At 63.5% G+C, this 14154-nt stretch carries 13 protein-coding genes; 10 read left to right on the top strand and 3 right to left on the bottom strand.

Annotated features, from left to right (window positions below):
- Positions 1–189 precede the first annotated feature (189 nt).
- From BFN03_RS16690 to BFN03_RS16670, 5 genes are all read left to right on the top strand, one after another.
- The gene (locus tag BFN03_RS16690; RefSeq protein WP_070379945.1) at positions 190–894 is read left to right on the top strand and encodes a TetR/AcrR family transcriptional regulator; all 705 of its coding nucleotides are present in this window, start codon (positions 190–192) and stop codon (positions 892–894) included.
- Complete coding sequence (locus BFN03_RS16685; RefSeq protein ID WP_084385659.1) at positions 821–1402, top strand: class I SAM-dependent methyltransferase; 582 nt, start codon at positions 821–823, stop codon at positions 1400–1402. The genes BFN03_RS16690 and BFN03_RS16685 overlap by 74 nt, the downstream gene beginning before the upstream one ends.
- Before the next feature lie 38 nt (positions 1403–1440).
- The gene (locus BFN03_RS16680) at positions 1441–2178 is read left to right on the top strand and encodes a class I SAM-dependent methyltransferase (protein ID WP_070379943.1); all 738 of its coding nucleotides are present in this window, start codon (positions 1441–1443) and stop codon (positions 2176–2178) included.
- A gap of 124 nt (positions 2179–2302) precedes the next feature.
- On the top strand, positions 2303–3046 hold the full coding sequence (locus BFN03_RS16675; protein WP_157109637.1) for a class I SAM-dependent methyltransferase: 744 nt from the start codon (positions 2303–2305) through the stop codon (positions 3044–3046).
- A gap of 16 nt (positions 3047–3062) precedes the next feature.
- Positions 3063–3881, top strand: a complete 819-nt coding sequence (locus BFN03_RS16670; protein WP_070379942.1) for a TlpA family protein disulfide reductase — start codon at positions 3063–3065, stop codon at positions 3879–3881.
- 5 nt (positions 3882–3886) lie between these two features.
- Here BFN03_RS16670 and BFN03_RS16665 read toward each other — a convergent pair whose 3' ends face one another.
- Positions 3887–4630, bottom strand: a complete 744-nt coding sequence (locus BFN03_RS16665; protein ID WP_070379941.1) for a potassium channel family protein — start codon at positions 4628–4630, stop codon at positions 3887–3889.
- A 93-nt stretch (positions 4631–4723) separates the two neighbouring features.
- Here BFN03_RS16665 and BFN03_RS16660 point away from each other — a divergent pair, with 93 nt between their 5' ends.
- Positions 4724–5407: a YceI family protein gene (locus BFN03_RS16660; protein WP_070379940.1), complete on the top strand. Its 684-nt coding sequence runs from the start codon at positions 4724–4726 to the stop codon at positions 5405–5407.
- A 49-nt stretch (positions 5408–5456) separates the two neighbouring features.
- On the opposite strand, the gene BFN03_RS16655 is transcribed toward BFN03_RS16660, so the two are convergent.
- Both BFN03_RS16655 and BFN03_RS16650 read right to left on the bottom strand, forming a co-directional pair.
- Positions 5457–6287: a methyltransferase domain-containing protein gene (locus BFN03_RS16655; protein WP_070379939.1), complete on the bottom strand. Its 831-nt coding sequence runs from the start codon at positions 6285–6287 to the stop codon at positions 5457–5459.
- A 17-nt stretch (positions 6288–6304) separates the two neighbouring features.
- Positions 6305–7120, bottom strand: coding sequence for a methyltransferase domain-containing protein (locus tag BFN03_RS16650; protein WP_070379938.1), 816 nt, complete (start codon positions 7118–7120; stop codon positions 6305–6307).
- A gap of 119 nt (positions 7121–7239) precedes the next feature.
- Here BFN03_RS16650 and BFN03_RS16645 point away from each other — a divergent pair, with 119 nt between their 5' ends.
- The 4 genes from BFN03_RS16645 to BFN03_RS16630 all read left to right on the top strand — a co-directional run bounded on the left by BFN03_RS16645 (position 7240) and on the right by BFN03_RS16630 (position 14093).
- Complete coding sequence (locus BFN03_RS16645) at positions 7240–7842, top strand: TetR/AcrR family transcriptional regulator (RefSeq protein WP_070381009.1); 603 nt, start codon at positions 7240–7242, stop codon at positions 7840–7842.
- Positions 7843–7893: 51 nt separating this feature from the next.
- On the top strand, positions 7894–10239 hold the full coding sequence (locus tag BFN03_RS16640; protein ID WP_070379937.1) for an MMPL family transporter: 2346 nt from the start codon (positions 7894–7896) through the stop codon (positions 10237–10239).
- Between the two features lie 147 nt (positions 10240–10386).
- Positions 10387–12120, top strand: a complete 1734-nt coding sequence (locus BFN03_RS16635) for an ABC transporter ATP-binding protein (protein ID WP_070379936.1) — start codon at positions 10387–10389, stop codon at positions 12118–12120.
- Positions 12117–14093, top strand: a complete 1977-nt coding sequence (locus BFN03_RS16630) for an ABC transporter ATP-binding protein (RefSeq protein ID WP_070379935.1) — start codon at positions 12117–12119, stop codon at positions 14091–14093. Before BFN03_RS16635 ends, BFN03_RS16630 begins: the two co-directional genes overlap by 4 nt.
- The last annotated feature ends 61 nt before the right edge of the window (positions 14094–14154 follow it).

The following is a 14154-nucleotide window of genomic DNA, read 5'->3' as shown; positions in this document are numbered from 1 at the left end:
GCCGGCACCACTCCGCCCGGTCACTGGTTCTCTCTCTCCCAGGGGTGAGGGGGGTCGCGCGCGGATATAGGAGTGTTCGGTCGAATCACACCCCGAAACCGCGCCAATGCGGGTGTGCCGCTGAGTCGTAATTCTGCGTACACTGAATTCTGCACATACTGAATTCGGTGGTCGTGGAAGGTTTGAGCCATGAAACGTCCTGCCAAGCGGACGGGGCGCCGCCCGGGACCCAACACCACCCGGTCCCTGATCGAGGAAACCGCCCGAAAACAATTTGCCCAGCTGGGCTACGACCGCACCTCGATGCGACAGATCGCACTCGAGGCCGAAGTGGACCCGACGTTGGTGAGCCACTACTTCGGTACCAAGCTCGATCTGTTCATCGCCGTGGTCGAGTTGCCGATCGATCCGGGTGCGCTGATCGATCACGTCACCAGCGGTGAGCGCGACAGCGCCGGGGTGCGATTGGCCACCGTCGTGCTAGATGTCCTCGACGACGAGGTTCGCCGCCGACCCATCGTCGGCATGATCCGCGCTGCGACCTCGGAACCGGAAGCCGCGCGGCTGGTGCGTGAGTTCCTCACGCGCAATATCGTCATTCCCATAGCCGAGCACTTGGATACCGATCACGCCGATTACCGTGCCGGGCTGGTGATGTCGCAGATCGTCGGTCTGACGTTGGCGCGCTACATCATCGGTGTCGAGCCGCTGGCTTCCCATCCCCGTGAGCTCGTCGCCGCCGATCTGGGGGCCACCCTGCAGCGCTATCTGCTCGGCGACCTGAGCCACACACCGCCGATCGACCAAAAGGGGGCCGACCATGAGTTGGCGCCACACCGTGTTCGACACGTTCTACCGGCTCGGCCGGCCATTGTGGGACACCCCGCCTCCTGAGCAACTGTGCGACGCCGTCGAAGGCGAGGACGCGTTGCCGCCTGGGCACGCACTCGATGTCGGCTGCGGCACCGGCACCAACGTGATCTACCTGGCCAAGCACGGCTGGCAGGCCACCGGCGTCGACTTCTCGGCCACCGCCATCGAGCGTGCGCGGCGTGCCGCCGAGGGCGTTGGCGGGGCGGCCTTCCTGGAAGGCGACGCGACCAAACTATCGCAGCTCGACATAGGCAAACCGATCGACCTTGTGTTGGACATGGGCTGCTATCACTCCCTGCCTGCCGCAGCCAAACCCACCTATGCGGCGGAGTTGGCCGCGGTCGTGGAGGCGGGGACACCGTTGATGATGTGGGAGGGCATCCGCATCAAGCACGGCGAGATCGCCGACGTGTTCAGTCGCGACTTCGTCGTCGAACGCACCGAGCCCAAAGACTTCGTCATCAAGCGGCTTGTGTTCAGCCATGCCATCGGCGGCACCTGGTACTGGCTACGGCGCCGTCCGCAATGAATGGACACTGCTCGAGAAAACACTGAGGAGTAGGAGACATGTCTCCACGAATAAATTTCGACGCCCTGTACCGCAGCGATGAGGCGAGACACAACGCGTCTACGTTGATACCTTGGGACATCGGCGGTCCGCAGCCGGTGGTGAAGGAGTTGGTGGCCTACGGCGCTTTGCGCGGCGAGGTGCTCGACTCGGGGACCGGGCTAGGCCATCATGCGATCTACTTCGCGTCCAAGGGCTACTCGGTCACGGGGATAGACTCTTCGCCCGCGGCGATCGAACAGGCCAAACGCAACGCGCAGACTGCCGGTGTGACAGTGGACTTTCAATTGGCCGACGCCACCACGCTCGATGGGTTCGAGGGTCGGTTCGACACCGTCGTCGACAGCGCGCTCTACCACACCTTCCAGGAAGACGAAGACACCCAGAACCGGTACATGCAGGCCCTGCACCGGGCCACAAGACCCGGAGCGCGGCTATTCATGTTCGAGTTCGGTCGCCACAACGTCAACGGTGTGGAGCTTCGAGGGTTATCGGCAGAAGACTTCCGGCAGGTGCTCCCGGCTTCGGGCTGGCGCATCGACTATCTGGGGACCACCACTTACCAAGACCACTTCACCCCGGAGATCTTTGCCAGCCTGTCCGCACAGATCAGCGACCCGGAGTGGGTAGAGATGATGAAGCCTGTCCAGGAGCAATTCCAAGCCATAGCACCGCTGCTGAAAGAGGACGTGGTGCACATGCCGTTCTGGTCCGTCCACGCTACGCGTATCGACTAATCCTTGCTTTGGTCAGCGCATTTGAAAGCTCTCTCGGGTCTCGAGGGTTGGGGTGGTCAATCGGGTTGTCCAGACCGCATTCGACGGCGCACCAGCAATGAACCGACACTGAGGAGTAGGAATCATGTCTAGTTCTCCGATAACAGATTTCGACGCACTGTACCGAAGCGGCCAGGCAGCCGACGGCGCGTCGACGTTGACGCCATGGGACATCGGTGGTCCGCAGCCGGTGGTGCAGGAGTTGGTGGCCTACGGCGCTCTGCGCGGCGAGGTGCTCGACCCTGGGACCGGGCCGGGCCACCATGCGATCTACTTCGCGTCGAAAGGCTACTCGGTCACGGGGATCGACGCTTCGCCCACGGCTATCGAGCAGGCCAAACACAACGCGCAGACTGCCGGGGTCACAGTGGACTTTCAGGTGGCCGACGCGATCGCGCTCGACGGGCTCGAGGGTCGGTTCGACACTGTTGTCGACAGCGCGTTCTTCCACACGTTCGAGGAAGACGAAGACACCCAGAAGCGGTACTTGCTTGCCTTGCACCGGGCCACCAAACCCGGAGCACGATTGTTCATGTTCGAGTTCGGTAGCCACAACGTCAACGGCATAGAGCTGCCTGGGTTTTCGGCCGAAGACTTCGAGCGGGTGCTTCCGGCGTCTGGCTGGCGAATCGACTATCTGGGGACCACCACCTACCAAGCCCGCTTCACCCCCGAAGTCTTCGCCAAGATGTCCACGCTGATCAGCGACCCGCGATGGTTGGAGCGGATGAAGCCTTTGTTGGAGGCATTCCAAGTCGTAGCGCCGCTGCTGGAAGACCATCTGGTGCACATGCCATTTTGGGCGCTGCACGCCACCCGCATCGACTAGCAAGCAAGGAGCAGTGATGACCACGTCTGATTCGGCGCCGACGAGCGCACAGGAATCCTCGAGCCAACCGCGTTCCCCGACCCAGCGTGCAGTGCTGGCCTACAACTACGCCCGATTCGACCCGGGCGAATATCCGCTGGGCAAGGAATTGGGCGGCCCGAAGATCGGCGAGCTGGCGCCGGATTTCCACGTCACCGACATCGAGGGAGTCGAGGTGGCGTTGTCTGATTACCGAGGCCGGTACGTAGTACTGGAAACCGGTTGCGCCACTTGCCCGATGTTCGGTAGTGGCATCACCACGATGAACGCGCTGGCCTACCGCTTTCCTGACGTCGCGTTCCTCGTGCTCTATGTCCGCGAGGCCCACCCGGGTCAAAACTGCAGACCACATCGCAGCCTCGCCGACAAGACAGCCGCAGCCACCTTGTTGCGCAGGGAAGAGCGGGAGGGTCGTCGCATCCTCATCGACAACCTCGACGGCCAGGTCCACCGAGCCTATGGGGGCATGCCCAACATGGTCTACGTGATCAATCCACAAGGGGACGTGGTATTTCGCAGTGTGTGGAACGACCCCGAGGCCGTCGACGAGGCTCTGAGGCGGGCTATGGCCGGAGGTGATCCGAACAGCCTGGAGTCCCGACCTCGTTTGGCGCGACCATCGGTGATGTGGCGCGTTATGCGACGGGCCGGCAGACAAGCAGTGTTGGACATGGTTGTCGCCCTCCCCAAGATTGTTCCGATTTTCCGCAGGCTCATCTGGGGAGATCTCAAATCGGTCCGCAGTCCGCAGATCCCGTTCTGGCGTAGATCTCGGCGCCGAACGTCACGTGTCTGAGGCACCTAGTCGGCCGGTCGAGGTTCCTGGTCTGATCGGGCGCCGCGGGCGGTGAGGAGTTCGGCCCGCAATGCAGACACCTCTTCGGTCAAGGCCCTGACCTCGGCGCGGGTGACGGCTTGGCTGGCCTCGTCCTGTTCGGCAACACGCTGCAACAACCACGACGCCAGCGTCGCGGTGACCACACCGAGAAGGGCAATGCCCGCCATCATCAGTCCGAGCGCGATCAGCCGGCCGATATTTGTCACCGGCGCGTAGTCCCCGTAACCCACGGTTGTGACCGTGGCGACAGCCCACCACAGGGCGTCGGGAAACGATGTGATGGAGGCGCCAGGTTTGCCGCGCTCGGCGTCGAGCATGGCCAGGGACGAGACGAGAATCATCAGGACCGTCGATCCGGTCGCGAAAGCGACGACTTTGCCGCGAAGCGCCCCGCCGACCGTGCGCTGAAATACACCGACGAGCATCACGAGGCGCAGGAACTGCAGGGGCCGCAGCATCGGCAGCACAACCAGTATCAGCTCGTGCAGATGCCTAAAAAACCAGTGCATCCGACGCTCGGCCAACGAGAAGCGCACCACGTAGTCGATTGCGAACATGGCCCAGGTCACGCCCATGATCATGTCGGTCAACACTCGTATATCGCCGGTTGGCTGCTGCAGCACTGACCAGGCGTACGCGGAGAGGAAGGCGATGGCCGCCCCTGCCATGGGCCATCCGGTCAATTGGTGCCAACGTGCCAGAGTCATGACGATCGAATATAGGTCAGCGGCGGGTGGTGGTCAGCATGCGCCGAGTCCGGGTTCGGTGACATCCTTTGCAACTGCAACTAACCTGGCCGCATGAAAAAGCGGTGGTGGATTCTTGGCGCGGTTGTCGTTGTGATCCTGGCGTTTCTCGTGGGTCCCTGGGTCTACGGCACGTTCATCGTCGAGGATGACGATCCTGCCGCCTCGCTATCTACCGAAGGAGCGCAGGCCGCCACCGGAACGCTGGATGGCAACTGGACCGTCACCGCCGGGAGTGGCGCAAACACGACCGCGGCGGGCTACACCGTCGACGAGAATCTCAACGGCGCCCACAACAGGGTGGTCGGCAGCACCCCCGACGTCACCGGCACGGCGACTGTCGACGGAGAAGAGCTCACTGCCGCCGACGTAACCGTGCAAGTCTCGACAATCACCACCGACGTGTCCATTCGCGATCAGATGTTCCGTGACAACATTCTGGACACCGGCACCTTCCCGACCGCCACCTTTGCGCTCTCCTCCCCGGTGGACTTGTCTGATCTGCCGACGGATGGATCGGTGGGTGAGGTCACCGCCGAGGGCACGCTGACCCTTGATGGCCAATCGCGCCCGGTGTCCGTCGACATGGACGTGCTCCATTCAGGCGACAACCTGATCGCGTCGGGCAGCGTTCCCGTCACCTGGACCGATTTCGGTGTGCAGCCACCGTCCTTGGGGTTCGTGACCGTGGAGGACCACGGCACGGTCGACTTCCTCGTCTGCCTCTCCCATTCCTGAGCGGAGTAGATCCGGTCGAGCCCGTCGGCTTGTTCAGCCCGGCCCGGAATCAGTCCTTGCGGGCGAGGTAGGCGAACATCGTCACCGACATGTGGAAGTCGCCTCGCTCGACGCCGGCTTCGAGGTCGCGCACCAGCACCGCCAGTTCATCAGCGGTGATGACGCCATCGATGCCGGCGGCCTCCATCATCAGCTGTGGAAACGGTTCGGAGAGCATCGGCTCGGTGCTGGTAGCCGGTGTCTGGATGAGTGCCTGTGACCCGATGTCCCGGACTGACAGTCCGGCGGCAGCGAGCTGCCCGGCGAGCAGCCGTCCCGAATGTGGGTTGGGGGTCGCGCCGAGCATTGCCTCGGTGACCTTCGCCAGTACCGCCGGATCGCCGGGATGGGCGATCGCGGTGCCCCAGTCGGTGTCGATGATCATTGCGCGGCCACTGGGACGTAGGACACGAGTGATCTCCGCCATGGCGGCTGCTGGATCGGTGAGGTGCTCGAAGACTCGTTCGCACCGGACGGCGTCGACACTGCAGTCGGGGAACGGGAGTGAGTACACGTCGCCGACGACGAACCGCGCGGTCGATTCCTCTTCTGCGGCGCGGGACCAGGCGAGGGCAGCCATGGCTGGATTGGGGTCGATGCCGATCGCGCTCCCTTTCGCCGTCACCGCCGTTGCGAGTTGACGGGTTTCCGCGCCGGTGCCCGAGCCGATGTCGAGTGTGTGCTCGCCCGGCTGCACGCGCAGCGCGTCGCGGGCCCACTGACGGAGTCGGCGGATTCCGGGAATGTCGTCGAGAATGTCGAGGATGGCGGCGAGACGTTCGAAGGCGATATCGCCGATCTCATCAAGGCGGAACGAGAGCGGCGCTCCAGGGTCCGGCATGCCTCAACGGTAGCTGTTCAGGGCTTCTGAACCAGGAAGGCGAAGCTCGTCACCGACATGTGGAAGTCGCCGCCGCGGGCGAGGGAGTGCAACTGCTCGAGTACCTCTGAGCGTTCGACGGCTGTGATCGCTCGAGTCGTGACCCCCCAGGCGAGAAGCGTTTCGACGAATGGGTCGCGGTTACTCCTCGGGTCCTGGGTCATGGTCTCGGTCTCGATATTCTGGACGATCAGGCCTGCGGCGCCGAGTTGGCCGGGAAGTAGTCGTCCGGAGTACGGGTTGGAGCTGTGGCTGAGGATTTCTTCGGTGATCCGCTGCAGCATGTCGGAATCGCCGAGATGCATGATCGCCGTGCCCCAATCCGAGTCGATGATCATGGCCCGGCCACCAGGCTTCAGCACGCGGGCTACTTCTGTGACTGCCCGACTCGGATCGGCCAGATGTTGGAATACCGTTTCACTCCGCACGATATCGAAGCTCTCGTCCGAGAAAGGTAGCGAGTGGGCGTCGCCGACGACGAAACGCGCCGTCGAATTCGTCGCCTCAGCCCGTTGTCGGGATACGGCGGCCATGCCGGGGTTCGGATCGAGTCCGATCGCTCGACCCGACGCGGTAACCGCCTCGGCGAGAACTCGCGTCTCGGATCCGGTACCCGAGCCGATGTCCAGGGCACGCTCGCCGGCCCGGACCTGCAAGGCGTGGAACGCCCACTTTCGAAATTGCTGACGTTTGGGAATCTCGTCCACTGCGTCGAGATGATCCACGAGTTGACCGAGTGCGATGTCGTCGATCTGCTCCGCTTGGAACGTTGGTCGTGACGCGATGTCCGCCATGCCCCAACACTAGCCATCTGTGACCCGTGACACTGCTCGCCATCGAAGTGGGCAACGACATGAAAGTTGCACACTCAGGAAAATTTGCAGAACTCCGCAATTTCTGTAACTTCGGTGTGGTGACTTCGGAGATCGGGTTGAGGGACCGCAAGAAGGCGGCCACCCGCGCCGCCCTCAGCGATGCGGCCGCTCGCCTAGCGCGTGTATCGGGCATCGAATCCGTCACCGCCGACGCCATAGCGTCGGAAGCGGGGGTCTCGGCTCGGACGTTCCACAACTACTTCTCGAGCAAGGAAGAAGCAGTACTCGCCCATTTCGAGGAGTCGGTCTCCGATTGGGTTCGTTTGCTCAGTGAGCGCCCCGTTGACGAGCCGATCTGGGACACGCTCGAGTATGTGATGGTCCAGATCGTCACCGATCCCGCGAAACCGCTCGAAGAAACCGCAGCGACCATGGAACTCATCGAGTCCAGCCCAGCGCTGCTCGCGAAGAAACTCGAAGTGCACCTCCGGGTCACCCGCCTCATCGGCGAGGTGATTGCCGAACGGACCGGAACAGACATCGACACCGATCTCTATCCCAACCTTCTGCACTTGGTGGTCGGAGCTGCGTGCAAGGCGGCGTTCGACCTGTGGATGAGCGGCAGGTCCGATGCGAGTGAACCCGAGGAACTCGTCCGTGAGGCGATGCGCCTACTCCGTCAGGGACTCCCGCAGCCCTAGCCAGGCTGCTTCGACCATCAATTCGCAACACCGACTCAGAAGGAGCCTTTCGTGGCCACCTACCTCTACCGGATCGGCAGGTTTGCCTACCGGCGAAAGGGCGCGGTTCTCGGCGCCTGGTTGGCGATCCTGGTACTGATGGGGGTCGGGGCGGCGACGCTGTCCGGGCCCACCAAGGATTCGTTCTCCATTCCGGGCACACCCGCGCAGCAGGCGCAGGATCTGATGGCCGAGCGGTTCCCCCAGGCGGCCGGCGACGATCCGATGAACAGGCTCAGCGCGCGGTTCGTCTTCGCCGCTCCGGAGGGGCAGACCCTCGAGAGCCCGCAGAACCAGCAGGCGATGGACGCGGTGCTCGCCCAGGTGCGAGGCATCGACCAGGTCCAAGACGCGGCCAAGGTCGATCCGGCGACTGCGCAGGGGCCCGCTGCGGCCATGGCGCTGGTGAACCCGGTGGTGGCAGACGAGCAGTTCGTCAACAGGGCGAGGGCAACTGCGCAGGACCAGGGGATAAGCGAAGAGCAGGCCGTCGCGAACGCGCGTGCGCTGTCGCCGCTGAGCCCGGACAAGACCGTCGGCTACGTCGAAGTTCCGTTCAAGGGCGGCATGGCCGACGTGGACCAGGCCCTGCGGGATCAGATCGCATCCGCCGCAGAGGTCGGCCGTGACGCCGGCCTTAACGTTCAGGTCAGCGGTTCCGCGGCCAACGAGGCAGAGCCGCCGGGCGGCACTTCCGAACTCGTCGGCATCGGCGTGGCTGCCATCGTTCTCATCTTGACTTTCGGTTCGCTCGTCGCCGCTGGACTCCCGCTGCTCACCGCGATCATCGGCATCGGGATCGGCAGCCTCGGTATCACCGTCGCCACCGGGTTCACCGACCTCAGTTCGATGACGCCCACCCTGGCCATCATGATCGGTCTGGCCGTCGCCATCGACTACTCACTGTTCATCGTTTCCCGATTCCGGCACGAACTCACGCTGACCGAGGACCGTTCGGAGGCCGCGGGACGTGCCGTCGGCACAGCGGGCTCCGCCGTGGTGTTCGCCGGCCTGACCGTCATCATCGCGCTGATCGCACTCCGCGTTGTCGGGATCTCATTCCTGTCCGACATGGGTGCGGCCGCCGCGTTCACGGTGTTCATCGCGGTCTGCATCGCACTGACGCTGCTGCCTGCCATCCTCGGGCTGTTCGGGCGGAAGGCGTTTGCAGGGAAGATTCCGTTCCTGAGCAGTCGCGACATCGAGGCCGACGCCGACAAGCCGAGCGTCGCGCAGCGCTTCATCGGTGCGGTGGTCCGCCGTCCCGCCGTCCCACTGATCGCGGGCGTCGTGCTTCTGGGTGTGGTGGCCGTGCCGGCCGCGGGACTCAATCTCGCCCTGCCGAGCGAAGGCACCGCCGACCCGTCGACGAGTGCGCGTCAGGCCTACGACCTGGTGAGCGAAGGCTTCGGGCCGGGTAAGAACGGACCGCTGCTGGTGGTCGTGGACGCCCAGGATGCCACGGTTCCCGCAGGCCAGGCGTTCGGCGAGGTCCTCAATACCATCAACGCCCAGGACGACGTGTCCAACGCGCAGATCGTCGCCACCAATGAGGCCGGTGACACCGCGCAGATCCTGGTGACTCCGAACAGCGCTCCCAGTGATCCGGTCACCATGGACCTCGTCAACAGCATTCGTGGGGCAGAGGCCGGTCTGCACGATTCGATCGGTGTCAACTACGGCGTCACCGGTCAGACAGCGCTCGAGGGCGACGTATCGGAGCGGCTGCTCGAAGCGCTCGTCCCGTACCTCGCGGTGGTTGTGGGCCTGGCGTTCATTCTGTTGCTACTGGTGTTCCGCTCCGTTGTGGTGCCGCTGACGGCCACCCTCGGATTCCTCCTCAGCGTGGCGGCCACGTTCGGTGCCACCGTTGCCGTGTTCCAGGAGGGCTGGGGCGGCATCACCTCGAACCCGCAGCCGATCGTCAGTTTCATGCCGATCTTCCTGATCGGTGTGGTGTTCGGTCTCGCGATGGACTACCAGGTGTTCCTGGTGACGCGGATGCGGGAGGAGTACGTCCACGGTGCAACCGCGAAACAGGCCGTCACGGTCGGCTTCAACCACGGTGCCCGCGTGGTCAGCGCCGCGGCGATCATCATGATCTCGGTGTTCGCGGCGTTCATCGCGGAGCCGAACTCGTTCATCAAGTCGATCGGATTCGCCCTGGCGGCCGCTGTGTTCTTCGATGCCTTCGTCGTGCGCATGGTGATCATCCCGTCGGTGATGGCCCTGCTCGGAGACAAGGCCTGGTGGCTTCCGGCGTGGCTGGACAAGATCCTGCCCAATGTTGATATCGAGGGTGAGAAGCTGAGGCAGAACCTCTCGGACATCCCGGAACCATTGCAGCCGGTCAAGTAGGACGCCGGTCGCTTCGTGCGCCTTTCCGGGAGCCATACGGCAACCGGAAAGGCGCACTGCTTTGGGTGCTCGACCAAATTCATGCGCTGTGGTTCATTTCTCTTGATAACCTTCGGTCACCATGATGAACCGTGATCGCTTCAGCGCATGTTGAGGTCCCTGCTGACCAACTACCTTCGCCCCTATAAGCGGGAGCTGACGGCGGTGGTCCTGTTCCAGTTGGTCTCGACGTCGGCCGCTCTGACCCTGCCGAGCCTCAACGCCGATCTGATCGACTACGGCGTCACGCAGGGCGATATCCCATACATTCTGTCGACCGGCCTGACAATGCTCCTTGTCACGGTGGTGCAGATCCTGTGTTCCATCGGATCGGTGTTCTTCGCCGCGCGCGCCGCGATGGGCTTCGGGCGCGATGTGCGCGCCGCGGTGATGCATCGGGTCGGCAGCTTCTCTTCCCGTGAATTCAGTCGGTTCGGCGCGCCGTCGCTGATCACCCGCAACACCAACGACGTGCAGCAGGTGCAGATGCTCGTCGTGATGAGCTGCACGATCCTCGTGACGGCGCCGATCATGTCTATCGGTGGCGTCGTGATGGCGATCCGGATGCAGGCGAGCATCGCGTGGATCCTGGCGGTCACGGTTCCGGTCCTTGCGTTGTCTATGGCGCTGGTGATCTCCCGAATGGTCCCCGCGTTCCGGGAGATGCAGGTTCGAATCGACGGGGTAAATCGCGTATTGCGCGAGCAGATCACCGGTATCCGGGTGGTTCGAGCATTCGTCCGCGAGCGCTCGGAGATGGAACGGTTCGGCACTGCGAACGAGAAGCTGACTCAAACGGCCCTTCGGGTGGGCCGTCTCACCGCGCTCATGTTCCCGCTGGTAATGGTGATCGCGAACGTCACCAGCGTCGCCGTCATCTGGTTCGGTGGTCACCAGATCGATAACGGCACCATGCAGATCGGTTCGCTCACCGCGATCCTCACCTACATCATGCAAATTCTCATGTCGGTGATGATGGCATCGGTCATCGCCATGCTGGCCCCGCGCGCCGCGGTGAGCGCCGAACGTATCGGAGAGGTACTCGAGACCGAGTCATCGGTGGCTCCGCCGTCCGAACCTGTGACCGTCCTGGCGAAGTCGGGTGCGGTCGAACTGCGTGGTGCCGAGTTCAAGTTCCCCGGCGCCGAAGAGCCTGTGCTCCGCGACATCAGCTTCACGGCAGAGCCCGGCAAGACCACCGCGATTATCGGTGGCACCGGTTCCGGCAAGACGACGCTGCTGTCGCTGATTCCACGTCTGATCGATGTCACCTCGGGTTCGATCTCCGTCGCGGGTACGGATGTTCGAAGCTACGATCTCGACCTCCTGCGATCGGAGATCGGACTCGTCCCGCAGCAGCCGTACCTGTTCTCGGGCACCGTCGCCACCAACCTGCGGTACGGCAAGCCTGACGCTACCAACGAGGAACTGTGGCATGCGCTCGAGATCGCGCAGGCTGCCGACTTCGTGCGCGACATGCCCGAAGGGCTCGATACTGCAGTCGCTCAGGGCGGGACAACCGTCTCGGGCGGGCAAAGGCAGCGACTCGCAATTGCGCGGGCGTTGGTTCGCAAGCCGTCGATTTACCTGTTCGACGACGCCTTCTCCGCCCTCGATCTCGGTACGGATGCTCGGTTGCGTACGGCACTCAAACCGGAGACGGCGAACGCGTGCGTCATCGTCGTCGCCCAGCGGGTATCGACGATCATCGATGCCGAGCAGATCGTTGTCCTCGAGGACGGCGCCGTCGTCGGTATCGGAACCCACGATGAACTGCTCGACACCTGCCCGTGCTACGTCGAGATCGTCGAATCCCAACGATCGGTCCAGGAAGCCCTATGAGCGATCGCGCCAGCACAGACAACGTCCAGCGTCCGATGATGCCGCGTATGGGGGCTGCTGCGGCGGCCGCGCCGGCGTCCAAGCCCGACAATCTGTGGCCGTCGATGAAGAGACTGGTCGGACGACTGCGTCCGCACCGACTCGCCGTCAGCGTCGTCATCGGGGTTGCCGCCATCTCGGTGGTACTCACCTCGCTCGCACCGCGGATGCTCGGGCAGGGTACCAATGTGATCTTCGACGGCATCGTCGGCAAGCAGTTGCCTGCCGGGCTGTCGAAGGAAGAGGCCATCGCAGCTTTGCGGGCGGACGGCCAGAACACGTTCGCCGACATGGTGTCCGGTATGAACGTCGTGCCCGGGGTGGGTGTCGACTTCGGTGCTCTCGCACGGGTACTCGCGATCGTGCTGGCCCTGTACGTGGGGTCCGCGCTATTGATGTGGTTGTCGGCGTTCCTCCTCAACATCGTCGTCCAGGGCGTTGTGAGGAACCTCCGGGCCGAGGTCGAACGCAAGATCCACCGGCTTCCGCTGCGCTACTTCGACTCCCACTCCCGCGGCGACCTGCTCAGCCGAGTCACCAACGACATCGACAATGTCTCACAGTCGGTGCAGCAGACGTTGAGCCAGTTGATCGTGTCGGTAATGACCGTGATCTCGATTTTCGTGATGATGATGGTCATCTCGCCGCTGCTCGCGTTGATCGCGGTGCTGACGGTGCCGCTCTCGGTCGTGGTGACCGCCCTGATCGCAAAGCGGTCCAAGCCGCACTTCATGGCGCAATGGAAGTCGACCGGTGAGCTCAACGGCCAGGTGGAGGAGGCGTACACGGGGCACGAACTGGTTGCCGTGTTCGGCCGCAGCCGCGAGGTGGAGGCCCGGTTCCAGGAGAAGAACGAGGAGCTCTACCAGTCCAGTTTTCGGGCCCAGTTCTTTTCCGGCCTGATCATGCCCGCCATCATGTTCCTCGGAAACCTCAACTTCGTGGTCATCGCCGTGATCGGTGGAATGCGGGTGGCGTCCGGCACGATGAGTCTCGGTGACGTACAGGCGTTCATTCAATACTCCCGCCAGTTCACTCAGCCCCTCACCCAGATCGGGTCCATGGCGAACCTCGTGCAGTCGGGTGTGGCGTCCGCGGAGCGGGTGTTCGCGGTTCTCGACGAGGAAGAGGAAGACGAAGATCTTGTCGAGGCCCCGGGCCGGGCCCTCTTGCGCGAATCGGGTCTCGCCAAGGCCGGTGGGCGCGTTGAATTCTCGGACGTGTCTTTCAGCTACAGCGAGGAGACGCCGCTGATCGAGAACCTGTCGCTGGTCGCCGAGCCCGGGCAGATGGTGGCGATAGTCGGCCCAACCGGCGCCGGCAAGACCACACTCGTGAACCTGGTGCTCCGGTTCTACGATCTCGACGGCGGCAAGATTCTCGTCGACGGCGTCGACATCGCGGAAATGTCCCGCGACGACCTGCGGTCTCGCGTCGGCATGGTGTTGCAGGACGCATGGCTGTTCGGTGGCACCATCCGCGAGAACATCGCCTACGGACACCCCGACGCCACCGAGGAAGAAATTCTCGCGGCCGCGCGGATGAGCTACGTGGACCGGTTCGTCCACTCGCTGCCGAACGGTTACGACACGGTCATCGATGAAGAGGGCAGCAACATCAGCGCTGGTGAGAAACAGTTGATCACCATCGCCCGAGCCTTCATCGCTCAGCCGTCCCTGTTGATCCTGGACGAGGCGACGAGTTCCGTCGATACCCGGACGGAGTTGTTGGTGCAGCACGCGTCTGCTGTACTCCGCAGCGACCGAACGAGTTTCGTGATCGCCCACCGGCTGTCGACCATCCGCGATGCGGACGTGATCGTCGTCATGGAGGACGGGCGCATCGTGGAACAGGGCAGCCACGAGGACCTGCTGCTCGCAGGCGGTGCATACTATCGCCTGTACAACAGCCAGTTCGCCGGCGCGGACGTCTGAAACCGGTCCCGGACGGCGGTGTACGAGTGTTTCGGTGTGGTGCTCGCAATTCCGGCGACGC

Source organism: Rhodococcus sp. WMMA185 (assembly GCF_001767395.1).
Lineage (GTDB): Bacteria > Actinomycetota > Actinomycetes > Mycobacteriales > Mycobacteriaceae > Rhodococcus_F.
The sequence above is the reverse complement of the archived record's forward strand: the minus strand, read 5'-3'. Positions and strand labels throughout refer to the sequence as shown.

What these genes read in the sequence shown, in the direction of transcription:
- BFN03_RS16655 (WP_070379939.1), bottom strand. Translation starts at nt 6,287, where the DNA reads ATGCCGGACCCTGGAGCGCCGCTCTCGTTCCGCCTTGATGAGATCGGC.
- BFN03_RS16690 (WP_070379945.1), top strand. Translation starts at nt 190, where the DNA reads ATGAAACGTCCTGCCAAGCGGACGGGGCGCCGCCCGGGACCCAACACC.
- BFN03_RS16670 (WP_070379942.1), top strand. Translation starts at nt 3,063, where the DNA reads ATGACCACGTCTGATTCGGCGCCGACGAGCGCACAGGAATCCTCGAGC.
- BFN03_RS16680 (WP_070379943.1), top strand. Translation starts at nt 1,441, where the DNA reads ATGTCTCCACGAATAAATTTCGACGCCCTGTACCGCAGCGATGAGGCG.
- BFN03_RS16685 (WP_084385659.1), top strand. Translation starts at nt 821, where the DNA reads ATGAGTTGGCGCCACACCGTGTTCGACACGTTCTACCGGCTCGGCCGG.
- BFN03_RS16660 (WP_070379940.1), top strand. Translation starts at nt 4,724, where the DNA reads ATGAAAAAGCGGTGGTGGATTCTTGGCGCGGTTGTCGTTGTGATCCTG.
- BFN03_RS16665 (WP_070379941.1), bottom strand. Translation starts at nt 4,630, where the DNA reads ATGACTCTGGCACGTTGGCACCAATTGACCGGATGGCCCATGGCAGGG.
- BFN03_RS16650 (WP_070379938.1), bottom strand. Translation starts at nt 7,120, where the DNA reads ATGGCGGACATCGCGTCACGACCAACGTTCCAAGCGGAGCAGATCGAC.
- BFN03_RS16635 (WP_070379936.1), top strand. Translation starts at nt 10,387, where the DNA reads ATGTTGAGGTCCCTGCTGACCAACTACCTTCGCCCCTATAAGCGGGAG.
- BFN03_RS16675 (WP_157109637.1), top strand. Translation starts at nt 2,303, where the DNA reads ATGTCTAGTTCTCCGATAACAGATTTCGACGCACTGTACCGAAGCGGC.
- BFN03_RS16630 (WP_070379935.1), top strand. Translation starts at nt 12,117, where the DNA reads ATGAGCGATCGCGCCAGCACAGACAACGTCCAGCGTCCGATGATGCCG.